Here is a 24,478-nt window from a genome sequence, read left to right as displayed (position 1 = left end):
CGGGGCGGTGGCGGATCCGCCACCGCCCCGACGAGGCGGTCAGTCGTGCGCGGCGACCGGCTCGGGCGAGCTCGGGGCGGCCTGCACCGGGTCGCGCGTGATGCGGCCGGGCCACCAGAAGCGGTCGCCGAGCAGGAACGCCAGCGCCGGCACCAGGACCGTACGGACCAGCAAGGTGTCGAGCAGGACACCGATGCAGACGATGATCCCGATCTGGGTCAGGGTGATCAGCGGCAGCACACCGAGCACGGCGAAGACCGCGGCGAGCAGCACTCCGGCGCTGGTGATCACACCGCCGGTGACCCGCAGGGCGGAGAGCATCCCGGCGCGGGTGCCGGCGCTGCGGGCGTCCTCCCGGGCCCGGGTGACCAGGAAGATGTTGTAGTCCACCCCGAGCGCCACCAGGAACACGAAGGCGAGCAGCAGCACACCGCTGTCCAGGGCCGGGAAGCCCAGCACGTGGTCGAAGAGCAGCCAGGCCGCGCCGAGGCTGGCGAAGTACGACGCGATCACGGTGAGCACCAACAGCAGCGGCGCGAGCAGACCGCGTAGCAGCAGCACGAGCACGGCGCCGACCAGCAACAGGATGATCGGCAGGATGAGCCGCAGATCCCGGTCGTTGGCCTCGTCGGAGTCGTACGTGGCGGCCACGGAGCCACCGACGATCGCCCCGGACGGGGCGTCGGCGCCGGCGGCGGCCGGCGGCGCGGAGTCGGGGACGGCGGCGACCGCCGCCCGCAGCGCCTCGATCGCGCGGTCCGAGGCGGTGGTGCCGGGTTCGGCGTCGAGGACCACGTCGACCTGGGCGACGGCCGCGCCGGCGTCGCCGGGGCGCGCCGAGGCGACACCGGGTACGGCGGTGGCGGCGTCGGTGACCGCCCGCACCGCCGCCGGCGTGGTGATCACGGCGACGGGCTGGGTGCTGCCGGCGGGGAAGGCCCTGGCCAGGGTCTGTGCCCCGGTCACCGCCTCGGGCTCGGCCCGGAACTGTTCGGTCTCGGACAGGCCGGTACGGATCCCGAGCCCACCCAGTGCCAGGCCGCCGAGCAGCACTGTGGCCAGCGTCGCGACCACCACCGGGCGGCGTTGCACGGCGGCGCCGAGTCGACCCCAGAGCCGACCCTCGCGCACCGGGCCGCCGACCCGGGGTACGAACGGCCAGAACAGGCCGCGACCGAAGAGCACCAGCACGGCGGGGAGCACGAACAGGGCCGAGAGCATGGCGAAGACCACACCCGTGGCGCACGCCACGGCCAGCGCCCGGTTGGTCTCCTGCTCGCTGAGCAGCAGGGTGAGGACGCCGAGCACGACGGTGCCGCCGCTGGCGAGGATGGGCTCCGCGGTGCGGCGCAGCGCGGCGCGCATCGCCGCGAACCGGTCCTCCTCGCGGCGCAGCTCCTCCCGGTAGCGGGCGATGAGCAGCAGCGCGTAGTCGGTGGCGGCACCGAAGACCAGCACGCTGGCGATGCCGGTGACCTGACCCTGTTGGAGGTTGATGCCGACGCCCGGCACGATGACGTCCACCGCGCGCAGGGTGAGCTGCTCGGTGGCGGCGACCACGACCAGCGGCACGATCCACAGGAACGGGCTGCGGTAGGTGATCAGCAGGAGCAGCGCGACCACGGCGGCGGTCACCACGAGCAGGGTGACGTCGGCGCCGTCGAACACCGAGGAGAGGTCGGCGGTGAACGCCGGGGCGCCGGTCACCTCGGCGGTCAGCCCGTCGGGAAGGTCCGCGAGGGTGGCGCGTAGTTGGGTCACCGTGTCGGTGACGACCTCCTGCCCGCCGGCGGTGTCCAGCGGCACGGCGACCAGGGCCACCGCGCCGTCCGGGGAGACCTGGGCGGGGCTGACCTGCCCACCCACCGCGAAGCGGCGCAGGTCGTCGGCGCGAGCGCCGACGGTCGCCCGGTCGGTCTCGCTCAGCGCGCCGCCGTCACCACGACTGATCACCACGATGGCCGGCTGCACGTCGCGCGACGGCAGCTGATCCTGGAGACGTTGCACCTGGGTCGACTGCCACTGCACTGACAGGCCGGTGGCGGAGACCGGAGCCGGGTTGTCCGGCTGGGGTGTCCCGAAGACGGCCGCGCCCACGACGATCGCGGCGGCCACGGTGAGCCAGGCGGCCAGCCGGCCACGAGCGACTCTGGTGAACACAGACATCAGGTGACCTCAAGGTCCTTCGAAAGCCGAGTATCTTGATAACCGAGATTATCTGCGGCTGTTCTATGCTGCAACCCGGGGGACCGACGATGGGAAGAGCGGCGCGAGGTGGCGACTCACGGCATGTACCGACGGCGCGACACGCGCCGCGAGCAGCTGGTCGCGGAGATCACCAACAACCTCCGGCGGTACGCGGTGGACGCCCAGCAGGTCGGCCACGCCTTCGCCAACCTGCACGGTCTCAACCCGACCGACCTGCAGGCGTTGATCGCGGTGATGGACGCCGAGCTGCTCGGTGACCCGATCACCCCCGGCCGGCTCGGCGAGCAGCTGAACCTCTCCTCCGGCTCGGTCACGGCCCTGATCGACCGGCTGGAACGGGCCGGGCACATCCGCCGCGACCGGGACACCGTCGACCGGCGCAAGGTGCTGCTGCACTACGCCGACCAGGGCGCCGCCCTGGCCATGGAGTTCTTCCGGCCGCTGGGCGCCCGTACCGACACGGTGATGGCCCGCTTCAGCGAGGACGAGCTGGAGTTGGTGCACCGGTTCATGGCGGAGATGAGCGAGTCGCTGCGGGGGCACCGCGACGCGGTCCGCGCCGCCCGGCCGGAGTCACCCCGCCGCCCGACGGGCTGACCGGTGCCGGACCTCGTCACCCGCCTCGCCAGCGCCGCGCTGCGCCTGCCACCGACCCGGCCCGGTCCGGTGCGGGTCAGCCGTGACCTCCCGGTGCGGGCCCGCGACGGTGTGGTGCTGCGCACCGACCACTACGCCCCGGCCGCCCGCGGCGCGCCGACAGTGCTGATCCGCACCCCCTACGGGCGGGGCGGACCGCTGCGGCTGCTCGGTCGGCTGCTCGCCGCCCGGGGTCGACACGCGGTGATCCAGTCGTGCCGGGGCACCGGCGGCTCCGGTGGAACGTTCGCCCCGCTGGTGCACGAGCGCGACGACGGCGCGGACACGCTGGACTGGCTGCGTCGTCAGCCCTGGTGGTCCGGGCAACTCGGCATGTTCGGGGTCAGCTACCAGGGCTTCGCCCAGTGGGCACTGGCCGCCGACGCCGGCGAGGAGCTGCGCGCGATGGTCGCCGTGGTGACCGCCTCGGCCACCCGCGACTCGACGTACGCGGGGGAGTCCTTCGCCCTGGACACCGTGCTGACCTGGGCGGAGCTGCTGCACGCGCAGACCGTGCCGTGGCTGGCCCGGCAGTGGGAACTCAAGCGCGGGCAACCCCGGCTGGCCGCCGCGCTGGAGCACCTCCCCCTGGCCGACGCCGACCGGGTGGCCACCGGCGTGACCATCCCGTTCTTCCAGGAGTGGCTGCGCCACCACACACCGCAGGCCGCGTACTGGCGAACGCGGGTCTTCGCGGACCAGGTCGCGAAGGTGCGGGCACCGGTGGTCATGGTCACCGGTTGGCACGACATCTTCCTGCCCGCCCAGCTCGACGATCACGCCGTGCTGCGCGCCGCCGGCACACCGCCGCGCCTGGTGATCGGCCCGTGGACGCACGGCAGCCCCGGACTGTTCGTGGCCGCGCTGCGCGAGGGGTTGGCCTGGCTCGACGAGCACCTACCGGCCGCGCCGCGATCGCCCGTCGCGGCGGGACCAGCCCGGCCGCCCGTGCGCATCCACGTCAGCGGCGCCGGCGGCGGTTGGCGGGACCTGCCGGACTGGCCACCCCCGGCGGTCGAGACCGCCTGGCACCTGCAACCCGGTGGCGAGCTGGCGGCACGCCCACCTGTCGCGTCGACACCGGACGCACTCCGCTACGACCCCGCCGACCCCACCCCGTCGCTGGGCGGTCCACTGCTCGTCGCCCAACGGGCCGGCCCGGTCGACAACCGGCGTGTCGAGGCCCGCGCTGACGTGCTGACCTACACCAGCGCGGCACTGACCGCGCCGGTCGAGGTGATCGGCCCGGTCCGCGCCGAGATCCACGTCCGCAGCGATCTGCCGTACCTGGACGTCTTCGTTCGTCTGTGCGACGTGGACCGCCGGGGTCGCTCGTGGAACGTGTGCGACGGCCTGGTGCGGGTCACGCCCGAGCGCTTCCCGGCCGACCCTTCCGGGGCGCTGCGGATTCCGGTGCCGCTCTGGCCGACCGCGTACCGCTTCGCCGCCGGGCACCGACTGCGTGTGCAGGTCTCCGGCGGCGCCCATCCACGGTGGGCGCGCAACCCCGGCACCGGGGAGCCGCTCGGCAAGGCGGTGACGCTGCGTGCCGGCTGGCGGCAGGTTCTGCACGACCCGGCGCACCCCTCGGCGCTGCTGCTGCCGGTCGTCCACTCTGCCCCGTCGCAACCTCCAATCTGAACAGACCCCTTCTGAGCTGGGCGTTTAGCGAAACTGCGGGCTATGGTTGAGCCAACGCCCGGCGCCGTGCACCAGTAGGCCGGGCTCGCCCGAAGCCCAGCACCGCGTACGCGGTGTGACGTCGTGCCCGGTCCCCGCCTCTCGGAAAGGGGGACCCCATGACCCGGGCCCCGGCTAATCTTCTGGCCGTCCGAAGCCTCCTTCTCACTCACCTCGACAACGCCCCTGGGCCGGACGACCTGGACCCGGGCGAGGTCGGCATCGTCGGCGACTCGGCCCACCGGGGCGGCTACCACTGCGGATCGGACCGGGTTGTCACCAACGACTACTCAGTGGTCGAGTCGCCCCGCGACCGGGCCGGGCTGACCCTCGACGCGGCGGCGCTGGACGTCGGCCAGTTCAACGTCCGCTCCGGTGGTCGTACGAACACGCTGCCCAGCTTCTCGGTCTGGTGCGTCGCGCAGTGCGCCGCGAACGCGGCCGACACCCGGGACATCCGGGAGATCATCTACAGCCCCGACGGCACCACGGTCAGACGGTGGGACCGCCTCGGCAAGCGCACCACCGGCGACAGCTCCCACCGCTGGCACACCCACTTCAGCTTCTTCCGCGACGCCATCAAGGCGGGCCGCGACCAGCGGCCCCTGTTCCGCCGCTACCTCAGCTCCATCGGACTCCTGGAGGACGACGACATGACCCCCGAAGAACACAACTGGCTGGCCACCGTCCACAAGAACCTCACCGTGCTGGACGGCCGCAACCCGATCGGGCAGATCTACACCCGGATGGCGATGGGTGAGGATGCCACCGTCCCGAACTTCGTCTCGGCGCACCCGACGCTGACGTCGCTCGCCGCCCAGGTGAGCGCGTTGCAGGCGGCGCTGACCGCGCTGTCCAACCGGGACTTCACCGATGAGCCGGCGATCGTCCAGGGCGTCCTGGCCTCGCTGACGCCGGAGAAGATCGCCGCAGCCATCCCGCCCACCATGGCCAAGCAGGTCGCCGACGAGCTGGCCCGCCGGCTGGTCGCCTGAGCGAGGGGCGGCCCGAGGCCGCCGGGCCGTCCCTCTTGGTGGCATTCCGCAACGACTGTTGGGCAATAGACATTGCGCAAGAGTTGTTGCGAATGTCATCCTGTCGGCATGGACAGCTCTGACGTACGCCAGATCACCGACTCCCGGGTGCTGGCCGCCATGTCCCACCCGCTGCGCCGCCGGCTGATGGACGTGTTCAAGGTCCACGGGCCCTCCACCGTCGGGCTGCTCGCCGAGCGCACCGACCAGGCCCCCGCGAACGTCAGCCACCACCTCAAGGTCCTCGCCGCCGCCGACCTGGTCACCGAGGCGCCCGAGTTGGCCCGGGACCGGCGCGAGCGGTGGTGGCGCCTGGTCACCCGAGGGCTGCGCTGGTCCAACGCCGACTTCGACGCCGACCCGGCCTCCCGAGCGGTCGCCGACGCCGCCACCTCGCTCAACCTGGACCGGCACGTCGCCCTGGCCCGGGCCTGGCACGCCGCCGACGAGAGCACCCAGGCCACCTGGAACGACGCGCCGTTCTCCACCGACCACTGGCTACGCCTCACACCCGAGGAACTGGCCGAGCTGAGCCGCGAGATGATCGACGTCCTCGCGCGCTGGGCCGACCGGGAGCTACCCGACGACGACGCCGACCGCAGGCCGGTCTTCGTGTTCGTCCACGGCGTACCGGCCCGACCGTGACCACCGCCACCCGCGGCGCCACCACCGACGTCCGGCCGCCCGGCGGGCTGCTGCGGCACCGCGACTTCCGGCTGCTCTGGGCCGGCCAGGCGGTCAGCAGCGTCGGCAGCAACGTCACCACTGTCGCGCTGCCACTGGTCGCGGTCGCCGTCCTCGACGCCGGCACCTTCCAGGTGGCGGTGCTCACCGCCGCGGCCTGGCTGCCCTGGTTGCTGATCGGCCTGCCGGCCGGCGCGTGGGTCGACCGGCTGCCCCGCCGACCGGTGATGGTGATCTGCGACCTGCTCTGCGCGGTGGCCTTCCTCAGCGTGCCGCTCGCCGCACTGCTGGGCCGGCTCACCGTCGTGCAGCTGCTGGTGGTCGCCCTCAGCGCCGGCGCCGCCCGGGTCTTCTTCGAAACCGCCGACCAGGTCTACCTGCCGGTGCTGCTGCGACCCGGGCAACTGCCGGAGGGCAACGCCAAGCTCCAGGCGACCCAGACTGTGAGCTACGTCGTCGGACCCGGCCTCGCCGGTCTGATCGCCCAGCTCACCGGCGCCGTCGCCGCGCTGCTGCTGGACGCGCTCACATTCCTGCTCTCCGCGGTGTTCCTACTGCGCATCCGCACCCGCGAACCACGCGTACGCCCCTCGGAGCGGTCCCGATCGCTGCGCCGGGACATCACCGAGGGGCTGCGCTTCGTCATCAGGGACCCGTACCTGCGGGTGCTCACGCTCTTCGGCGCGGCCAGCAACATCGGGCTGACCGGCTACCAGGCCGTCCTGGTGGTCTTCCTGGTCCGTGAACTGCGGCTCGAACCGGGCCTGGTGGGTGGCCTCGTCGGGGTGATGAGCGCCGGCGGGATCATCGGCGCGCTACTCGCCACCACTGTGGCCCGGCGCTGCGGCACCGCACGGGCGCTGCTGATCGCGGCGGCGCTCACCGGCCCGCCCGCGCTGCTCATCCCGCTCGCCGCACCCGGCGTCGGGCTGGCCTGGCCAGCCCTCGGCGGCCTGCTGATCGGTCTCGGGGTGGCCATCGGCAACGTGGTCAAGGGTGCCTTCCGGCAGACCTACACGCCGCACCACCTGCTGGGCCGGGTGACGGTGAGCATGCATCTGCTCAACTACGGCACGATCCCGTTGGCGGCCGTGCTGGCCGGTGCCATCGGCGCGCGTTACGGCGTCCAGACGGCAATTGTCGTGATGACCGCCTGGCTGGCGTTCACCCCGTTGATTCTGCTGGTAGGGCCAATCCGGAGGCGGCGGGACCTGCCCGCCGCCCCGGCGGCGTCTTGAGTGCGCTGCGACGGCGGCCGGAGACCGGCCGCCGTCACCGGCACGGAGCTACATCGGGCGGACGTTGTCCGCCTGCGGACCCTTCTGCCCCTGGGTCACCTCGAACTCGACCTTCTGGCCCTCGTTGAGCTCCCGGTAGCCGCTCGAAGCGATGGCGGAGTAGTGGACGAACACGTCCGGCCCTCCACCGTCCTGCTCGATGAAGCCGAAGCCCTTTTCCGAGTTGAACCACTTAACCGTGCCGGTTGCCATGCATCTCTCCCTGTTCAAAGCGGCTGACCCTCGGCCTCTGGCCGATGATCGCCCGTACCTGTTCGACAGTAACGGGCAAAACCCCGATCCGCTGGCCGAAGTGCCGTAGGTATTTGACTGAACTCGGGTGAACTCTGCGCGGCGGCATGCGAAACGCGCCCCGACCAACCGCCGCTGGGGCATGCTTGCGCCGATGAGGGATGCCGCAGCCGACGCGCTGACCGAGCTGGAACGCGAGATCCACGCACCCGGCGCCGGTCTGGACCGGCTCCGGTTGATGCCCACCCCGTTCGTCCCCGAGGTGCGGTTGCACCTGGCCGAGGACGCGATCGTCTGGTGGGCCCGGATGGAGGCCGCCGCCGGGCACGCGCTGCCGGCGCCGTACTGGGCGTCCGCCTGGGCCGGAGGACAAGCCCTGGCCCGCCACCTCCTGGACCACCCGGAGCTGGTCGCCGGCCGCCGGGTGCTCGACCTCGCCGCCGGGTCCGGACTGGTGGCCATCGCCGCCGCGCTCGCCGGCGCCGCGGAGGTGATTGCCAACGACATCGACCCGTACGCCGTCGCCGCCGTCAACCTCAACGCGCGGGCCAACCACGTCGCCGTCGACGCCACCGGGGACGACCTGCTCGACAGCACCGAAGCGAAGGTCGACCTCGTCGTCGCCGGAGACGTCTTCTACGACCGCGCGATGGCCGACCGGATGCTGCCCTTCCTGCAGCGGGCCGCCGCCGCAGGTGCCGACGTGCTGGTCGGCGACCCCGGCCGCGGGCACCTACCGACGGACCGCCTGACCGTGCTGGCCGACTACCCGGTGCCCACCACCGAACCGTCGGTCGACTCGTCGCTACGCCACGTGCAGGTGCTTCGCCCCGCCTGAGGCGGACCCCGACTCAGGGGCGACCCCGAGGCGGATACCAGGGGTCACTGGGGGCTACGACCCGATGTCCGAAGTGGCGCTACGGCCATAGCGTCAAGGCATGACGCAATGGCTGGCCCAGATCGGAGAACTACCGATCCTGCTGCTGATGGGTGCGCTCGGGCTCGTCATGCTCTTCGACGCCGTACCCCTGCTGGGTGTCCTGGTCCCCGGCGACGTCGCGATCCTCGCCGCCGTCGGCGTCGGCCGCCCGAGCACCGGGCTGGCCACCTTCACCGCGGTGCTGATCGGCTGCCTGGCCGGCTGGTCGCTGAGCTTCCTGGTCGGCCGTCGCTACTCCGACCGACTGCGCGACAGCCGCGTCGGTGGCTGGATCGGCGAAGCCCGCTGGACAGCGGCCGAAGGAATCCTGCGTCGCGGCGGCGGCCGGATGATGATGGTCGCGCCGTTCCTGCCGGTCTTCAACGCGCTGCTGCCACTGGCCGCCGGCGGCCTGCGGATGTCGTACCGCCGATTTCTCGGCTGCGCGACGATCGGCGCGGCCGCCTGGGCCGGTCTCTACCTCGCCCTGGGCACTGCGTCACGGTCGGTGGCCGGGTTGCTGCCGGGCGACCCCAGCCCGCTGCTGGTCACGATGGGGGTCGGGCTGGTGCTGGCTTCCGTCGCGTTGCTGGGGGCGCGGCGGCGGTTGTTCTCCGTCGTTGGCTGAGTTGTCTTCGTGCCGGGGGGCACGGGGGTGTGGGGGCGCTTGGAGCCGGGTTGCGGGTGGGTGGGGGCTGGGGCCCGCGCCGTGCCCGGCTCTGGGGCCGGGTTGCGGTGGGTGGGGGCGGGGGTGCCGCCGCCGTCGGTGTGGTTTGATCTTGGTGGTTCCTGGTCGACGTCGGGTCTTCTGTTCGGTGGTGGGGTCGGCTGTTTACCAGCCTCTGGCTTTCCACTGGGGGAGGGCGGGGCGCTCGGCGCCCAGGGTGCTGTCCTTGCCGTGGCCCGGGTAGAACCAGGTGTCGTCCGGGAGCTGCTCGAACAGCTTGTGCTCGACGTCACCGATCAGCGCCGCGAAGCGCTCCGGGTCCTTGTCGGTGTTACCCACCCCACCGGGGAAGAGACTGTCGCCGGTGAACAGGTGCGGGCTGCCGGCCGGGTCGCGGTAGAGCAGCGCGATGGAACCCGGGGTGTGCCCCTTGATGTGGATGACCTCCAGCGCGCAGTCGCCGACCGCCACTGTGTCGCCGTCGGTCAGCCGCTCCGACTCGATCGGCAACCCCGACGCGTCCTCGGCGTGCACCAGCGCCCGGGCGCCGGTCTTGGCGACGACCTCCTCCAACGCCACCCAGTGATCCATGTGCTGGTGGGTCGTCACCACGGCGGTGAGCCCACCGTCACCGATCAGTTCGAGCAGCCGGGGCGCCTCGTTGGCGGCGTCGATCAGCACCTGGTCACCGGTGCCCGTGCAGCGCAGCAGGTAGGCGTTGTTGTCCATCGGACCCACCGACAGCTTGCTGATGGTCAGCCCGTCCAGCTCCCGAACCGCCGGTGCGCCGCCGTGCGTGACGTCTCCGCTGTATGTCATGACGTTTCTATATCCATTCCGGTGGAGTAGGCAGGGGACCGTCAGGGGTGACGGAGAGCAGGGCGCCGTCGGCCCGGCCGATCAGCCAGGCGGCGACGTCGGGGGCGGGGCCGGCGACGATCGGGGCGTCCACGCGCTCCCCGATCACCACCTCATGCTCGCTGCCGTCGAGGCGCAGCACGATCGACGGTGGCGTCGGCCCCGTGGCGTGATGACTGGCCGCCTCTCGCAGCAGACGGTGGGCGAACGTCTCCGACCAGTCCGCGGCCCGGTAGTCGGCGGCCAGATCGAGGTGGTGCACCTCGATCTCCCGCAGCCGACCCCACACCAGCAGCGCCGCCGGCCACGGGCCCTTACGCGCCTGCACAGTCGCCGCCCAGGCGTCGGCCGGCATCGCCGCGACCGCCTCGGAGAACAGGTCCGCGGTGCGTCGCAGGTCGTCCAGGTGCGCGGCCGGTGGCCGGCCCGAACCGGCTTCGATATCCGCGGTGCGGGCGTCCAGCGAGGCGTACATCGGCAGCGCCGCCCCGGTGCGGGCCGCGGTGAGCAGGTTGACGAAGCCGTCGGCGTTGCGCGCCACGTGCGCCAGCACGTGGCCGCGTGTCCAGCCCGGCAGCAGCGACGCCGCGGCCAGGTCCGCGGTGTCGAAAGAAGCGGCGGTACGCAGTAGTCGGCTGGTGGCCGCGTCCACCTCGCCCATCAGCAACAGCGGATCCGTGGTCACCCGTCGACCCTAGCGGTCCGCCGTCGCGCCGTCGTCGGGGAAATCGCTTTCGGCGCGTCGGCGCGGGACCTACCGTCAGCGGCAGACGCGGCACCGGGACATCGGACGGAGGTGGTGATCATGCCGGACGTGGCACGCGTGTTCCGCCATCACCAGCTTCGACACCGATGAGGATGACATGACGATCGATCTGACCGCCCTCGGCTGGGACGCCGAGCGGACGGCGTACGCCGCGCGCCGCGGCGAGCACCAGCCGGGTCGGGTGGCCCGGGTGGACCGGGGGGTCTGCACGGTGCTCACCGCAGTCGGCCCGGTCCGGGCCAGCCTGGGTGGGGCGGTGCTGACCGTCGCCGCGCGGGACCCGTCCGCGCTGCCCTGCGCCGGGGACTGGGTGCTGCTCACCCACTGGCCGGACCGCCGCATCACAGTGGAGGTTATGCTGCCGCGGCGAGGCGCGCTGATCCGGCGTACCGCCGGCAAGGACGCCAGCGGTCAGGTGCTGGCCGCCAACCTCGACGCCGCCGCCGTGGTGGAGCCGGTGCACCCCGAGCCGGACGTGGGCCGGATCGAGCGGCTGCTCTCCCTGGCCCACGAGTCCGGTGCCCGGCCACTTGTCGTACTGACCAAGGCGGACCTCGCGGCCGACCCGGCCGCGCTGGCCCGCCAGCTGGCCGCGGTCGCCCCCGGGGTGCCGGTGCTGCCGGTCAGCGCCGAACGTGGCCTCGGGCTGGAACCGCTGCGCGCCGAGGTGACGCCCGGCCGCACGCTCGGCCTGCTCGGCCCGTCCGGTGCTGGCAAGTCGAGCCTGGTCAACGCCCTCGTCGGGGCGGTGATGATGCCCACCCAGGCGATCCGGCGGGTCGACGGCAAGGGTCGGCACACCACCACCTGGCGGGCCCTCGTACCCGTCCCCGGTGGCGGTGCGGTGATCGACACGCCCGGTGTCCGGGCGGTCGGCCTGCTGGACGGCGCGGTCGGGCTCGACCGGGCGTTCGCCGACATCGCCGGGCTGGCCGAGGGTTGCCGGTACGCCGACTGCGGCCACGACGGCGAGCCGGCCTGCGCGGTCCGGGAGGCGCTGCACACCGGCGAGCTCTCGACCCGTCGGTGGGAGAGCTGGCGGCGGCTGCAGGGTGAGGTGGCCCACGAGAGCCGACGGCGGGAGGCCCGGGTGGCGGCGGAGCGACGCGGCGGGTGGCGTTCGGCCCGGCGTCGGGCCGCGCGTCCGCCGACGCCCGGCGGCTACTGACCAGGCGCCCGCCGACGCGCGGAAGCCCGGATTTACGGGCAGCGCGCGTTTTCGGGTGGCACGGGCTTCCGGGTGGCGCGGCCGACCGGGCTGAGCTGGGGGAATGTGCGGGCGAGGGAAACTGTCATACCTCGGGGCTAGAGTTGCCGAGGCGTGTTTTCCGCGCCCGCACGACCGCTCAAGACCACCCAGAGCGGGACAGATCCTTCGCTTCATCTTCTCCCGGGAGTACACGCACAGTGGCCGACCGACTGATCATCCGTGGCGCGCGCGAGCACAACCTGCGTGACGTCAGTCTCGACCTGCCCCGGGACGCACTCATCGTGTTCACCGGGCTGTCCGGGTCGGGCAAGTCGAGCCTGGCCTTCGACACGATCTTCGCCGAGGGGCAGCGCCGCTACGTCGAGTCGCTCTCGTCGTACGCCCGGCAGTTCCTCGGCCAGATGGACAAGCCAGACGTCGACTTCATCGAGGGCCTGAGCCCGGCCGTCTCGATCGACCAGAAATCCACCTCGCGTAACCCGCGCTCGACCGTCGGCACCATCACCGAGGTCTACGACTACCTGCGTCTGCTCTACGCCCGCATCGGTGAGCCGCACTGCCCGGTCTGTGGTGAGCGCATCTCCCGGCAGAGCCCGCAACAGATCGTCGACCGGGTCCTCGCGATGGCCGAGGGCACCAAGTTCATGGTGCTCGCCCCGGTGATCCGCGGCCGCAAGGGCGAATATGTCGACCTCTTCGCCGAGCTGCAGGCCAAGGGCTACGCCCGGGCCCGGGTCGACGGCGTGGTGCACCCGCTGACCGAGCCGCCGAAGCTCAAGAAGCAGGAGAAGCACACCATCGAGGTGGTGATCGACCGCCTCACCGTCAAGCCGAGCGCCAAGCAGCGGCTCACCGACTCGGTCGAGGCCGCCCTGGGCCTGTCCAGCGGCCTGGTCCTGCTCGACTTCGTCGACCTCCCCGAGGACGACCCGGACCGCGAGCGCCGCTACTCCGAGCACCTGGCCTGCCCCAACGACCACCCGCTCGCCATCGAGGATCTTGAGCCGCGGGTCTTCTCCTTCAACGCGCCCTACGGCGCCTGCCCGGAGTGCACCGGCCTGGGCACCAAGAAGGAGGTCGACCCCGAGCTGCTGGTCCCCGACCCGGAGCGCAGCCTGCGTGAGGGCGCCATCCAGCCCTGGTCCACCGGGCACAACCTGGAATACTTCCTGCGCCTGCTGGAGGCGCTCGGCGAGGCCCAGCACTTCGACATCGACACCCCGTGGCGGGCGTTGCCGGCGCGGGCACAGAAGACGATCCTGCACGGCTCCGACGACCAGGTGCACGTGCGCTACCGCAACAAGTACGGGCGTGAGCGCTCCTACTACACCGGCTTCGAGGGCGTGGTGCAGTGGATCGAGCGCCGGCACTCCGACACCGAGTCCGAGTGGTCCCGCGACAAGTACGAGGGCTACATGCGCGACGTGCCGTGCGCGGCATGCGGCGGTGCCCGGCTCAAGCCCGAGGTGCTCGCTGTCACGTTGGCCGGCAAGAGCATCGCCGAGGTCTGCAACCTGTCCGTGGGGGAGTGCGCCGACCTGCTCGCCGGCATCGAGCTGACCGACCGGCAGAAGATGATCGCCGAGCGGGTCCTCAAGGAGATCAACGCCCGGCTGCGGTTCCTGCTCGACGTCGGCCTGGACTACCTCTCCCTGGACCGCCCGGCCGGCACGCTCTCCGGCGGTGAGGCACAGCGCATCCGGCTGGCCACCCAGATCGGCTCCGGCCTGGTGGGCGTGCTCTACGTGCTCGACGAGCCGTCGATCGGGCTGCACCAGCGCGACAACCACCGGCTGATCGAGACCCTGATCCGGCTGCGCGGGCTCGGCAACACGCTGATCGTGGTCGAGCACGACGAGGACACCATCCGCACCGCCGACTGGATCGTCGACATCGGGCCCGGCGCGGGTGAGCACGGCGGCAAGATCGTGCACAGCGGCTCAGTGCCGGCGTTGCTGAAGAACAAGGAATCGATCACCGGGGCGTACCTGTCCGGTCGTCGGTCGATCCCGACACCGACGGGCCGCCGCCCGCAGGATCCGGCCCGCGAGCTGGTGGTGCACGGCGCGCGGGAGCACAACCTGCGCAACCTGACCGTCTCGTTCCCGCTGGGCCAGCTGATCGCGGTCACCGGGGTCAGCGGCTCGGGCAAGTCGACGCTGGTCAACGACATCCTGTACGCGGTGCTGGCCAACCAGATCAACGGCGCCCGGCTGGTGCCCGGCCGGCACACCCGCGTCTCCGGGCTGGAGCACGTGGACAAGGTCGTCGGCGTGGACCAGTCGCCGATCGGCCGGACGCCGCGCTCCAACCCGGCCACCTACACCGGCGTCTGGGACCACGTCCGCAAGCTCTTCGCCGAGACCACCGAGGCGAAGGTGCGCGGGTACGGCCCGGGTCGGTTCTCCTTCAACGTCAAGGGCGGGCGCTGCGAGGCGTGCTCGGGTGACGGCACGATCAAGATCGAGATGAACTTCCTTCCCGACGTGTACGTCCCCTGCGAGGTCTGCAAGGGCGCCCGGTACAACCGGGAGACCCTGGAGGTGCACTACAAGGGCAAGACCGTGTCGGACGTGCTGGAGATGCCGATCGAGGAGGCTGCGGAGTTCTTCTCCGCCATCCCGGCCATCCACCGGCACCTGAAGACCCTGGTCGACGTCGGCCTGGGCTACGTCCGCCTCGGTCAGCCGGCGCCGACCCTCTCCGGCGGTGAGGCGCAGCGGGTCAAGCTCGCCTCCGAGCTGCAGAAGCGCTCCACCGGGCGGACGGTCTACGTGCTCGACGAGCCGACCACCGGTCTGCACTTCGAGGACATCCGCAAGCTGCTGATGGTGCTGGAAGGGCTTGTCGACAAGGGCAACACGGTGATCACCATCGAGCACAACCTCGACGTGATCAAGACCGCGGACTGGCTGATCGACATGGGTCCCGAGGGCGGCCACCGGGGCGGCACCGTGCTCGCCACCGGCACCCCCGAGGAGGTCGCCGAGGTGGCCGAGAGCCACACCGGCGAGTTCCTGCGCCAGGTGCTCAAGCTCGACGGCAAGGCCAAGGGTGCGGCTGCCGCCACCACCCGGGCCGCCAAGGCCAACGGCGTGACCAAGGCGCGGGCCAGCCGTAAGGTGCCAGCCGCCGCGCGCTGACCTCTCTGTGCGTGTACGCGGGGCGGGGCGGGTCGGTTGACGACCCGCCCCGCCCCATTTGCCGGGTCGGACGAGTACCGCGATGAACCATCCGGCACAGTTGCCCGTGTGGAGAAGTGTGGCCGGCTTTCGACCGGCAGCGGGCTAGAGAGAGGCGAGGCATGAGTGACGATCAGGCGCTGACCGGTCCGGGTACGCAGACACGTCGTACCCTGCTCACCGGCGTCGGGGCGGTCGGCGCGGCCGTCGTCCTGGCTGCCTGCGGCAGCGACGACGGCGGCAACGGCAGCGGCAGTGACGCACCCACCAGTGGTGGCCCCGCCGTGCCCAGCACCGGCGACGCCGGCGGCGGAGACCGGCAGAACGCCCAGTCGTTGGCCACCACCGCCGACATCCCGGTCGGAGGCGGCAAGGTCCTCGCCACCGACGGTGTGGTCATCACCCAGCCCACGGCGGGCCAGTTCAAGGGCTTCAGCCCGATCTGTACGCACCAGAACTGCCCGGTGACGAACGTCGACGGCGGCACCATCAACTGCACCTGCCACGGCAGCAAGTTCTCGATCGAGGACGGCTCGGTGAAGGCCGGCCCGGCCACCAAGCCGCTGCCGCCGAAGAACATCAAGGTCACCGGCGACCAGATCTCGTTGGCCTGATCCGACCCGGGGCCGGCGGGCTGGCCCGGCCACCGCACGCTGACCGGCCGGCCGACCCGGTGTCGCAGGATCGACTCGCGTTTCAGGAAGTCGGGGTGTTGGCGGTGTGCCGACACCCCGACTTCCGAGACGCGGAGTGGATCACGCTTGCGGTGGGCTGTCGGTGCTGCGGACTAGGCTTGTCGGCGTGGCTGACCCCTCGACCTACCGCCCCGCACCCGGCACCATCCCGGAGCTACCGGGGGTCTACCGCTTTCGCGACGGCACCGGCCGGGTGATCTACGTCGGCAAGGCGCGAAATCTGCGCAGCCGACTCAACTCCTACTTCGGCGACGTCTGGAACCTGCACGAGCGCACCCGGCAGATGGTCACCACTGCCGAGTCGGTGGACTGGATCACCGTCGGCACCGAGGTCGAGGCCCTCCAGCAGGAGTTCACCTGGATCAAGCAGTACGACCCTCGGTTCAACGTCCGCTACCGCGACGACAAGTCGTACCCCTATCTCGCTGTCACCCTCGACGAGGAGTACCCCCGGCTGCAGGTGATGCGCGGCGCCAAGCGCAAGGGCGTGCGCTACTTCGGTCCCTATTCGCATGCCTGGGCCATCCGGGAGACCCTCGACCTGCTGCTGCGGGTCTTCCCCGCGCGGACGTGCTCCGCCGGGGTGTTCAAGCGGGCCGGCCAGGTCGGTCGTCCCTGCCTGCTGGGCTACATCGGCAAGTGCTCGGCGCCGTGCGTCGGCACCGTCTCCGCCGAGGAGCACCGGGCCATCGTCGACGGGTTCTGCGACTTCATGGCCGGGCGCACCGACACCATGGTCCGCAAGATCGAACGTGAGATGACCGAGGCGAGCGAGCAGCTGGAGTTCGAGCGGGCCGCCCGGCTGCGCGACGACGTGGCCGCGCTGCGCCGGGCCATGGAGAAGCAGACCGTGGTGCTCGGCGACGGCACCGACGCGGACGTCGTCGCGTTCGCCGACGACCCACTCGAGGCGGCTGTGCAGGTCTTCCACGTCCGCGACGGCCGGGTCCGCGGCCAGCGCGGTTGGGTGGTGGAGAAGACCGAGGATCTGACCACCGGGGACCTGGTGCACCACTTCTGCACCCAGGTGTACGGCGGCGAGCACGGCGAGGCCGACGTGCCTCGCGAACTGCTGGTCCCCGAGTTGCCCGCCGACGCCGACGCGCTGGCCGAGTGGCTCTCCAATCACCGCGGCAGTCGGGTGTCGCTGCGGGTGCCGCAGCGTGGCGACAAACGCTCACTGATGGAGACCGTGGAGCGCAACGCCAAAGACGCGCTGGCCCGACACAAGCTCAAGCGCTCCGGTGACCTGACCACCCGGGGCAAGGCACTGGACGAGATCAGCGAGGCGCTGGGCATGAGCACGTCGCCGCTGCGCATCGAGTGTTTCGACATCTCCCAGATCCAGGGCACCGACGTGGTCGCCAGCATGGTGGTCTTCGAGGACGGGCTGCCCCGCAAGAGCGAGTACCGGCGGTTCATCGTCCGGGGCGCCACCGACGACCTCTCCGCGATGTCCGAGGTGCTCCGTCGCCGCTTCGCCCGCTACCTGGACGCGAGGTCCGAGACGGGCGAGGTGGGCGTGGAGTCGGCCGACGATCCGGCCGCCCCCCAGGACGCGGTCGAACCGCAGGTCGGCGTCCTGATCGATCCGACCACCGGCCGGCCCCGAAAATTCGCGTACCCGCCGCAGCTGGTGGTCGTCGACGGCGGCGCCCCACAGGTCGCGGCCGCCGCGCAGGCCCTCGCCGACCTGGGCATCGACGACGTGGCCCTGTGCGGGCTGGCCAAGCGGCTGGAGGAGGTGTGGCTCCCGGACGACGAGTTCCCGGTCATCCTCCCGCGCACCTCGGAAGGGCTCTACCTGCTGCAACGGGTGCGTGACGAGGCGCACCGGTTCGCCATCACCTTCCATCGGCAGCGCCGCTCCAAGCGGATGACCGAGTCGGCGCTGGACCACGTACCCGGCCTGGGCGAGGTGCGTCGCAAGGCGCTGCTGCGGCACTTCGGCTCGCTCAAGCGACTTTCGGCCGCGACGGTCGAAGAGATCACCGAGGTGCCAGGGGTGGGGCGGCGCACCGCCGAGGCGATCCTGGCCGCTCTCGACAAGGACACGAAGGCTGGCGACGGCGCCGAGGCGAAGCCCGGCACCTGAGCATCGTGCCCGCTCGCCCAGCCGATCGGCTCACGCTGGCTGTCCTTGCTCGCCCCTTGATGGGCGGTCGTGCCCCCATGATCGTGCTCGTTCCTGGATGTAGTGGCCTCGTGGCGCGGGGAGGGGCCTGTTTCCTGGATCGAGCACGATCTAGCGGCGGTTCGCACCGCGCGCTGCCCCCGCCTCGGCGAGCCCGGAGCGGACAAACGGGGCATACGGGCGTGATCCCACTCGGCTATCATGATGTCGGGGTGTCCCCGGCGCCAGGACGCCACGATTTCCGTGAACCCGAGTCGATCACGCCGCCATGGCCGCGATGCCGGGTTCGCAGGAGCGCTGACCTGCGTCGGGTCGATCCCGCGCGGCCCTGCCCCGAGTCGGGCCGGTCCGCACCGCGCACCAACCTCAGGCTGAACCGATCCGCGCCGTCCTGACCCCGAGTCCGGCCCGGTTCGGGGCGCGCGAACGGCGCAGATCGGCATGATCCACTCGGCTTTCATGAAGTTGGGGCATCCCCGCCGCCCGGACACCGCGACTTTCAGGAACCCGAGTGGATCACGCCGCCGTGACCGCCGTGTCGGGTCACCGGCCCGGGCAAGGTGGGTGATTTGCCGGGTTTGGTGTCGGCTGTCGGGTGGTCGGGGCCACCCCGGCGGCGGAACCGGCGGCCGGGCCGGGTCGTTATACCTGGCAGACCACCGCAACAGCCCGGGTCATGGCGGGCCGGCCCCGCCGGGAACACCCGCCAGGCCGCCCCGGTTACATCCCCCGGACGCCCGAGCAGCACAACGGTCGGGCAGGGCAGCCGCCGGGAACACCGGCCGGGCCGCCCCGGTTACACCCCCCGAACGGCCGAGCACCACAACGGCCGACCCCCGCGGGTAGGCGGAATGACCTGCCACCGCGAACGGTTACACCCTGTCCCGACGCCGACCCCCTCGTTGCGGGTCACCGGGCAAAAGCTTCCCCCGCACGGCACGCACCCCCCTGTACTGCCGTGCGGGCACCCCCGATGCAGAGGAGCACGCCATCATGCGTACCGATCTGATCCGTAAGACCGCTCTGACCGCTGCTGGCCTCGCGTTCACCGGTGGGGCTATCGCCGGGCCGGTGACCGCCGCGTATGCCGCGTCGGATGCCAAGCCGGCCTCCCAGACGCAGAGCGACCGTAAGCCCGCCGGTGAGCGTCAGCTCGGTGTGCGCTACGAGGCGCAGCCGAACTTCTACTACTGCGGCCCGGCCGCCACGCGTAACGCCCTGTCGGTGCAGGGCAAGGAGATCAGCGTGGACGCCATGGCCAAGGAGATGGGCACCACCGAGGCCGGCACGAACTCCATCAACGACATCACCCCCGTGCTGAACAAGGAGACCGGTAAGAACGACGCCTACCACAGCGTGGAGATCTCCAGCCCCAACGCTGACGGTAAGCAGACCGACCGGCTGCGCGCTGACATCGTCAAGACCGTGGACGACGGCCGGGCCGTGGTGGCGAACATCGCCGGCACCAGCGTCGACACCGACGGCGGCGTGCACTCCTTCGAGGGCGGGCACTACATCAGCGTCGTGGGTTACCGCGACGGCGGGAACGTGGTGAAGATCGCCGACTCCGCCGATGCGAACACCGCCTCCTACGAGGTCACCGTCGAGCACCTCGCCGACTGGATCGCCACCCGCGGCTACGCCACCAGCTGACCCACACACCACCCGCACACACCGAAGGGCCGGACCCCACCACGGGGCCCGGCCCTTCGGCATGACCTCAGTCAGTGGCGAGGACGGTCAGGATCTGCTCGCCGTACTTGGCGAGTTTGTTCTCGCCGACTCCGCTGACCCGGGACAGGTCGGCCAGGGTGCTGGGCGCGTCGCTGGCGATCTGTCGCAGCGTGGCGTCGTGGAAGATGACGTACGCCGGGACGCCCTGCTCCTTGGCGGTGGTCGCGCGCCAGGCGCGCAGCCGCTCGAACAGCGATGCGGCGGCCGGGGTCAGCTCGGCCACGACGGTGGACGAGCCGCGCGGCTTCGATGAGCGGCTCGATGCCGGCTTCTCCGGCTCGCGGCGCATGGTGACCGTACGGCGGCGAGCGAGGACGTCGGCGCTCGCCTCGGTCAGCGCCAGCGTGCCGTAGTCGCCCTCCACCGCGAGGAGCCCTTCGGCGAGCAGTTGCCGGACCACGCCCCGCCACTCGGCCTCGCTGAGCTCGGAGCCGATGCCGAAGACGGTCAGCGAGTCGTGACCGTACTGGCTGATCTTGTCGTTCTGCTTGCCGAGCAGGATGTCGATGCAGTGCCCGGCGCCGAAGCGCTGGTTGCGTTCGCGGTCGAGGCGGAAGACGGCGGAGAGCAACTTCTGGGCGGCGACGGTGCCGTCCCAGGACTCTGGTGGGGTGAGGCAGGTGTCGCAGTTGCCGCAGGCGGCCGTCGTCGTCTCGCCGAAGTATTCGAGCAGTTGGACCCGCCGGCACCGCACCGTCTCGCAGAGGGCGAGCATCGCGTCCAGGTGCGCGGCCAGGTTGCGGCGGTGGGCGAGGTCGCCGTCGGACGTCTCGATCATCTTGCGTTGCTGGACCACGTCCTGAAGCCCGTACGCCAGCCAGGCGGTGGACGGCAGGCCGTCACGGCCGGCGCGGCCGGTCTCCTGGTAGTAGCCCTCGACGGACTTGGGCAGGTCGAGGTGGGCGACGAACCGGACGTCGGGCTTGTCGATGCCCATGCCGAAGGCGATGGTGGCCACCATGACCAGGCCGTCTTCCCGCAGGAAGCGCTGCTGGTTGCGAGCACGGGTGCCCGCGTCCAGCCCCGCGTGGTACGGCAGCGCGGCGACTCCGTTGGCGGTGAGGAACTCCGCCGTCTTGTCGACTGAGGCCCGGGACAGGCAGTAGACGATGCCGGCGTCGCCGGGGTGCTCGTCGCGCAGCAGGGTCAGCAGCTGCTTGCGGGGCTCCCGCTTGGGCACGATCCGGTACTGGATGTTGGGCCGGTCGAAGCTGGCCACGAAGTGCCGGGCGTCGTCGAGTTTGAGCCGGGTCGCGATCTCGGTGCGGGTGGCGCTGGTCGCGGTGGCGGTCAGGGCGATGCGGGGCACCTGCGGCCAGCGCTCGTGCAGCATCGAGAGCGCGAGGTAGTCGGGGCGGAAGTCGTGCCCCCACTGGGACACGCAGTGCGCCTCGTCGATCGCGAACAGGGAGATGCGACCCCGGTCGAGCAGGGCGAGGGTGGATCGGACGCCGAGCGCCTCCGGGGCCAGGTAGAGCAGGTCCAGTTCGCCGGCGACGAAGGCGGCCTCCACCCGTCGCCGGGCGTCCAGGGTCTGGGTCGAGTTGAGGAACCCGGCGCGTACGCCGACCGCGGTGAGGGCGTCCACCTGGTCCTGCATGAGCGCGATCAGTGGGGACACGACGACGGCGACCCCGTCGCGGACCAGGGCCGGGATCTGGTAGCACAGGGACTTGCCACCACCGGTGGGCATCAGCACCAGCGCGTCGCCGCCGGCGACCACATGGTCGATCACGTCCTGCTGGAAACCACGGAACGCGTCGTAGCCGAAGACCCGGCCCAGCACGGCCAGGGCGTCGGAGGCGGTACGCAGGTCGGTGGGAGAAGCCATCCGGGGAGTCTACGAGCCAACCCCGACGGCGCCCGTCCGGCGCACCCGGGTCGGGTGGACCGGACGGGCGACGCGGTCAGCCGGGCTGGCTGGACCGGTTGGCCAGGCCGCGCGGCGGGGCCTTCATCCCGACCACGATGTCGACGATCTCGATGTAGCGGGCCTTGTTGCCCATGCGGAAGGCGGTGGCCGCCGCGTTGATCTCCTCGAGGGTGTCGGCCTCGACCATGGTGACCTGGTCGTACTTGCCGTTCACCCCGGTGCAGACGACGTGGGTGAGCTGCTTGGCGAAGCGGCCCAGGTCGCGGGCGTGCTCGGCGGAGATCTCGTGGATGCCCTCGCGGCCGAGGGCGAAGTACTCGGGGCTGATTCGCATGAACAGGAAGCCGACGTACTTGTTCTTGTCCGCCAGGTCGTGCATCGCACCCTCCAGATGTCGGTCTGACCTGCGACGATCACGTTGAGCATATTGACAACTACTGATCGTCATCAAGCGTGCGGGATGTCGGGAGGGCGACCTCGAAGCGGTCCGCGGCCGCCGCCCGGCCACGGGTGCCGGGCCGCGACCCGGCGGCGGGATAGAGTCGCTGATTGACCAATCGCGGCCGAGGGCGGCCGCGGCGCCACGGCTTGGGGGTACGGGTGAGCGAGGCGCGCACAGCCGGTGACCGGATCGACGGCCCGGATGCCGGTGACGAGCAGATGGCGGCTGAGTCGGAGACCACCCTCGTGGTGGTCACCGGCCTCTCCGGAGGTGGCCGCAGCACTGTGGCCCGGGCGTTGGAGAACGTCGGCTACTACGTCGTGGACAACCTGCCGCAGGCCCTGATGCTGGACATGGCCGAGCTGGCGTTCAAGGCGGGCGGAGCGGCCCGGCGTACCGCAATGGTGCTGGACGTGCGGTCGCGGGCCTTCTCCACGGACCTGGCCGGGGCGATCCGGGAGCTCAAGGAGCGCGGATTCTCGCCCCGGGTGGTCTTCGTCGACGCCGACGACGAGGTGCTGATCCGGCGGTTCGAGAGCGTTCGGCGTTCGCATCCGTTGCAGGGTGACGGCCGGCTGGCCGACGGCATCGCCGTGGAGCGCGGCCTGCTGGAGGAGGCCCGTGACCAGGCCGACGTGATCATCGACACCAGCCACCTGAACGTCAACCAGCTCCGGCGCCGCATCGAGGAGCTGTTCGGCGGCGAGGACGCCCGCCGGCTGCGGGTCACTGTGTTGTCGTTCGGCTTCAAGTACGGCCTGCCACCGGACGCCGATTTCGTGTTGGACGCCCGTTTCCTGCCCAACCCGTACTGGGTTCCGGAGCTGCGTGAGCACACCGGGCGGGAGGAGGCGGTCAGCGCGTACGTGCTGGGTCAGGAGGGCGCGGACGCCTTCGTCGCCTCGTACGCCGACCTGGTCAACGCCACCACGACCGGCTTCGAGCGGGAGGGCAAGCGGTACCTCACGGTCGCCGTGGGCTGCACCGGCGGCAAGCACCGCAGCGTGGCCATCGCCGAGGAGTTGGCCAGCCGACTGCGTCACTCCGGGTTGGCGGCGAACGCCCAGCACCGCGACCTGGGGCGGGAATGACGGCCCGGCGGGTGGTGGCGTTCGGCGGCGGGCATGGCCTGTCCGCCTCGTTGCGTGCGCTGCGCCACTGCGCTCCCGAACTCGACCTCGATATCACCGCGGTGGTCACGGTGGGTGACGACGGCGGCTCCAGTGGCCGGCTGCGGGCCGAGCGGGGTGGCCTGCCGCCGGGAGATCTGCGCCAGGCGCTGGTGGCGTTGGCCGGGGACCACCCGGCCACCCGGCGCAGCGCCGGGCTGTTCCAGCACCGCTTCGCCGCCGTACCGGTGGGCGTAGCCGGATCCGGCGCGACCCGCCCGGGCCCGGCGGCGGGCGACGACCCGGACCGGGACGGCGCGGCCCCGCGCGGCACGGACACAGCCCAGGGCGGCACCGATGCGGCCCCGCACGGCACCGACACAGCCCCGCACGGCACCGACGGGGCGTCGGCCGGGACCGACGGTCTGACCGGGCACGCGGTGGGCAACCTGGTGCTCTGCGGCCTGATGGAGCTGCTCGGCGACCCGGTGGCCGCGCTGGAGCACGCCGGCGCGATGCTCGGCGCGGTGGGCCGGGTGTTGCCGATGTCCCGCCAACCGGTCGGCATCGAGGCGCGGGTACGCGGTGCCGACCCGGCCGCCCCGGACGAGGTGCACACGGTCAGTGGCCAGCACCAGGTGGCCGTCACCACCGGCCGGGTCGAGTCGTTGCGCCTCACCCCGAGTGCCCCACCGGCGTGCGCCGAGGCCATCGAGGCGATCCGGGCGGCCGATTGGTTGATCTTCGGGCCGGGCAGCTGGTACACGAGTGTGCTTCCGCACCTGCTGGTGCCGCAGTTGGCCGACGCGATCGTGTCCACCTCGGCCCGGCGGCTGGTCACGCTGAACCTCGCCGCCGAGAAGGAGACCCTCGGGCTCTCCGTCGCCGATCATCTCGCGGCGCTGCACTGGTACCTGCCCGAACTCAAGGTCGATCTTGTGCTCGCCGATGCCAAGGCGGTGGGTGACCCCGAACCGGTCGAACGTGCGGCAGAATCGCTGGGTGCCCGCCTGGTCCTCGCCCCCGTCGCCGTTGTCGACGGGACTCCCCGCCATGATCCGGCTGCCCTGGGCGCCGCGCTGGTGCCTGTCCTGGGCGCCGATCGTTAGACACGTACG

Annotated in this window: 20 protein-coding genes; 14 read left to right on the top strand and 6 right to left on the bottom strand. The window is 71.6% G+C overall.

The features are described 5' to 3' along the window. Positions 1-39: 39 nt before the first annotated feature. A complete protein-coding gene (locus tag MED15_RS24620; protein ID WP_112737074.1) occupies positions 40-2,166 on the bottom strand; it encodes an MMPL family transporter in 2,127 nt (708 codons plus the stop codon). Between the two features lie 123 nt (positions 2,167-2,289). Between MED15_RS24620 and MED15_RS24615 the strand changes: the two genes are divergently transcribed. The 5 genes from MED15_RS24615 to MED15_RS24595 all read left to right on the top strand — a co-directional run bounded on the left by MED15_RS24615 (position 2,290) and on the right by MED15_RS24595 (position 7,480). Then, positions 2,290-2,805 carry a MarR family winged helix-turn-helix transcriptional regulator gene (locus MED15_RS24615; protein WP_112588382.1) on the top strand — a complete coding sequence of 172 codons (516 nt, stop codon included), beginning with the start codon at positions 2,290-2,292 and terminating at the stop codon, positions 2,803-2,805. A gap of 3 nt (positions 2,806-2,808) precedes the next feature. Beyond that, positions 2,809-4,485, top strand: coding sequence for a CocE/NonD family hydrolase (locus MED15_RS24610; protein ID WP_112588380.1), 1,677 nt, complete (start codon positions 2,809-2,811; stop codon positions 4,483-4,485). Positions 4,486-4,643: 158 nt separating this feature from the next. Continuing rightward, positions 4,644-5,519 (top strand): hypothetical protein, encoded by an 876-nt coding sequence (locus MED15_RS24605; protein ID WP_112588378.1) that lies wholly within the window; start codon positions 4,644-4,646, stop codon positions 5,517-5,519. A 108-nt stretch (positions 5,520-5,627) separates the two neighbouring features. Further along, positions 5,628-6,203 carry an ArsR/SmtB family transcription factor gene (locus MED15_RS24600; protein WP_112588376.1) on the top strand — a complete coding sequence of 192 codons (576 nt, stop codon included), beginning with the start codon at positions 5,628-5,630 and terminating at the stop codon, positions 6,201-6,203. Continuing rightward, on the top strand, positions 6,200-7,480 hold the full coding sequence (locus MED15_RS24595) for an MFS transporter (protein ID WP_112700148.1): 1,281 nt from the start codon (positions 6,200-6,202) through the stop codon (positions 7,478-7,480). The genes MED15_RS24600 and MED15_RS24595 overlap by 4 nt, the downstream gene beginning before the upstream one ends. Before the next feature lie 48 nt (positions 7,481-7,528). On the opposite strand, the gene MED15_RS24590 is transcribed toward MED15_RS24595, so the two are convergent. Continuing rightward, the gene (locus MED15_RS24590) at positions 7,529-7,732 is read right to left on the bottom strand and encodes a cold-shock protein (RefSeq protein ID WP_007462771.1); all 204 of its coding nucleotides are present in this window, start codon (positions 7,730-7,732) and stop codon (positions 7,529-7,531) included. 193 nt (positions 7,733-7,925) lie between these two features. Between MED15_RS24590 and MED15_RS24585 the strand changes: the two genes are divergently transcribed. Continuing rightward, positions 7,926-8,609 (top strand): class I SAM-dependent methyltransferase, encoded by a 684-nt coding sequence (locus tag MED15_RS24585; protein ID WP_309251467.1) that lies wholly within the window; start codon positions 7,926-7,928, stop codon positions 8,607-8,609. 100 nt (positions 8,610-8,709) lie between these two features. Then, positions 8,710-9,318: a DedA family protein gene (locus tag MED15_RS24580; RefSeq protein WP_112588370.1), complete on the top strand. Its 609-nt coding sequence runs from the start codon at positions 8,710-8,712 to the stop codon at positions 9,316-9,318. A gap of 204 nt (positions 9,319-9,522) precedes the next feature. Here MED15_RS24580 and MED15_RS24575 read toward each other — a convergent pair whose 3' ends face one another. After that, on the bottom strand, positions 9,523-10,176 hold the full coding sequence (locus tag MED15_RS24575; protein WP_112700147.1) for an MBL fold metallo-hydrolase: 654 nt from the start codon (positions 10,174-10,176) through the stop codon (positions 9,523-9,525). 7 nt (positions 10,177-10,183) lie between these two features. Next, complete coding sequence (locus tag MED15_RS24570) at positions 10,184-10,900, bottom strand: maleylpyruvate isomerase family mycothiol-dependent enzyme (protein WP_112603541.1); 717 nt, start codon at positions 10,898-10,900, stop codon at positions 10,184-10,186. Between the two features lie 178 nt (positions 10,901-11,078). On the opposite strand from MED15_RS24570, the gene rsgA reads away from it, so the two are divergent. The 5 genes from rsgA (at position 11,079) to MED15_RS24545 (ending at position 19,855) form a co-directional block, all read left to right on the top strand. Further along, positions 11,079-12,149, top strand: coding sequence for a ribosome small subunit-dependent GTPase A (gene rsgA / locus MED15_RS24565; protein ID WP_112737073.1), 1,071 nt, complete (start codon positions 11,079-11,081; stop codon positions 12,147-12,149). A 239-nt stretch (positions 12,150-12,388) separates the two neighbouring features. Beyond that, positions 12,389-15,334, top strand: coding sequence for an excinuclease ABC subunit UvrA (uvrA, locus tag MED15_RS24560; protein ID WP_091408018.1), 2,946 nt, complete (start codon positions 12,389-12,391; stop codon positions 15,332-15,334). Between the two features lie 161 nt (positions 15,335-15,495). Beyond that, positions 15,496-15,987, top strand: a complete 492-nt coding sequence (locus MED15_RS24555; RefSeq protein WP_112588362.1) for a Rieske (2Fe-2S) protein — start codon at positions 15,496-15,498, stop codon at positions 15,985-15,987. Between the two features lie 187 nt (positions 15,988-16,174). Then, positions 16,175-18,163, top strand: a complete 1,989-nt coding sequence (gene uvrC / locus MED15_RS24550) for an excinuclease ABC subunit UvrC (protein WP_112588361.1) — start codon at positions 16,175-16,177, stop codon at positions 18,161-18,163. 1,032 nt (positions 18,164-19,195) lie between these two features. Next, the gene (locus MED15_RS24545; protein ID WP_112726833.1) at positions 19,196-19,855 is read left to right on the top strand and encodes a C39 family peptidase; all 660 of its coding nucleotides are present in this window, start codon (positions 19,196-19,198) and stop codon (positions 19,853-19,855) included. Between the two features lie 67 nt (positions 19,856-19,922). On the opposite strand, the gene recQ is transcribed toward MED15_RS24545, so the two are convergent. Both recQ and MED15_RS24535 read right to left on the bottom strand, forming a co-directional pair. Continuing rightward, complete coding sequence (gene recQ, locus MED15_RS24540; protein ID WP_112700332.1) at positions 19,923-21,767, bottom strand: DNA helicase RecQ; 1,845 nt, start codon at positions 21,765-21,767, stop codon at positions 19,923-19,925. Between the two features lie 76 nt (positions 21,768-21,843). Continuing rightward, positions 21,844-22,188: a hypothetical protein gene (locus MED15_RS24535; protein ID WP_091403656.1), complete on the bottom strand. Its 345-nt coding sequence runs from the start codon at positions 22,186-22,188 to the stop codon at positions 21,844-21,846. Between the two features lie 281 nt (positions 22,189-22,469). Here MED15_RS24535 and rapZ point away from each other — a divergent pair, with 281 nt between their 5' ends. Next, on the top strand, positions 22,470-23,342 hold the full coding sequence (rapZ, locus tag MED15_RS24530; protein ID WP_112588408.1) for an RNase adapter RapZ: 873 nt from the start codon (positions 22,470-22,472) through the stop codon (positions 23,340-23,342). Next, positions 23,339-24,469, top strand: coding sequence for a gluconeogenesis factor YvcK family protein (locus MED15_RS24525; protein WP_112737072.1), 1,131 nt, complete (start codon positions 23,339-23,341; stop codon positions 24,467-24,469). Before rapZ ends, MED15_RS24525 begins: the two co-directional genes overlap by 4 nt. Positions 24,470-24,478: the final 9 nt, after the last annotated feature.

The sequence above is a fragment of the Micromonospora noduli genome (assembly GCF_003264475.1).
Lineage (GTDB): Bacteria > Actinomycetota > Actinomycetes > Mycobacteriales > Micromonosporaceae > Micromonospora > Micromonospora noduli.
This window is presented reverse-complemented; position numbering and strand designations above follow the sequence as displayed.

Bases quoted from the DNA above. Each gene is read 5' to 3' on its own strand.
- MED15_RS24620 (WP_112737074.1), bottom strand. From the start codon at position 2,166: ATGTCTGTGTTCACCAGAGTCGCTCGTGGCCGGCTGGCCGCCTGGCTC.
- MED15_RS24615 (WP_112588382.1), top strand. From the start codon at position 2,290: ATGTACCGACGGCGCGACACGCGCCGCGAGCAGCTGGTCGCGGAGATC.
- MED15_RS24605 (WP_112588378.1), top strand. From the start codon at position 4,644: ATGACCCGGGCCCCGGCTAATCTTCTGGCCGTCCGAAGCCTCCTTCTC.
- MED15_RS24600 (WP_112588376.1), top strand. From the start codon at position 5,628: ATGGACAGCTCTGACGTACGCCAGATCACCGACTCCCGGGTGCTGGCC.
- MED15_RS24590 (WP_007462771.1), bottom strand. From the start codon at position 7,732: ATGGCAACCGGCACGGTTAAGTGGTTCAACTCGGAAAAGGGCTTCGGC.
- MED15_RS24585 (WP_309251467.1), top strand. From the start codon at position 7,926: ATGAGGGATGCCGCAGCCGACGCGCTGACCGAGCTGGAACGCGAGATC.
- MED15_RS24580 (WP_112588370.1), top strand. From the start codon at position 8,710: ATGACGCAATGGCTGGCCCAGATCGGAGAACTACCGATCCTGCTGCTG.
- MED15_RS24575 (WP_112700147.1), bottom strand. From the start codon at position 10,176: ATGACATACAGCGGAGACGTCACGCACGGCGGCGCACCGGCGGTTCGG.
- rsgA (WP_112737073.1), top strand. From the start codon at position 11,079: ATGACGATCGATCTGACCGCCCTCGGCTGGGACGCCGAGCGGACGGCG.
- MED15_RS24555 (WP_112588362.1), top strand. From the start codon at position 15,496: ATGAGTGACGATCAGGCGCTGACCGGTCCGGGTACGCAGACACGTCGT.
- MED15_RS24545 (WP_112726833.1), top strand. From the start codon at position 19,196: ATGCGTACCGATCTGATCCGTAAGACCGCTCTGACCGCTGCTGGCCTC.
- recQ (WP_112700332.1), bottom strand. From the start codon at position 21,767: ATGGCTTCTCCCACCGACCTGCGTACCGCCTCCGACGCCCTGGCCGTG.
- MED15_RS24535 (WP_091403656.1), bottom strand. From the start codon at position 22,188: ATGCACGACCTGGCGGACAAGAACAAGTACGTCGGCTTCCTGTTCATG.
- rapZ (WP_112588408.1), top strand. From the start codon at position 22,470: ATGGCGGCTGAGTCGGAGACCACCCTCGTGGTGGTCACCGGCCTCTCC.
- MED15_RS24525 (WP_112737072.1), top strand. From the start codon at position 23,339: ATGACGGCCCGGCGGGTGGTGGCGTTCGGCGGCGGGCATGGCCTGTCC.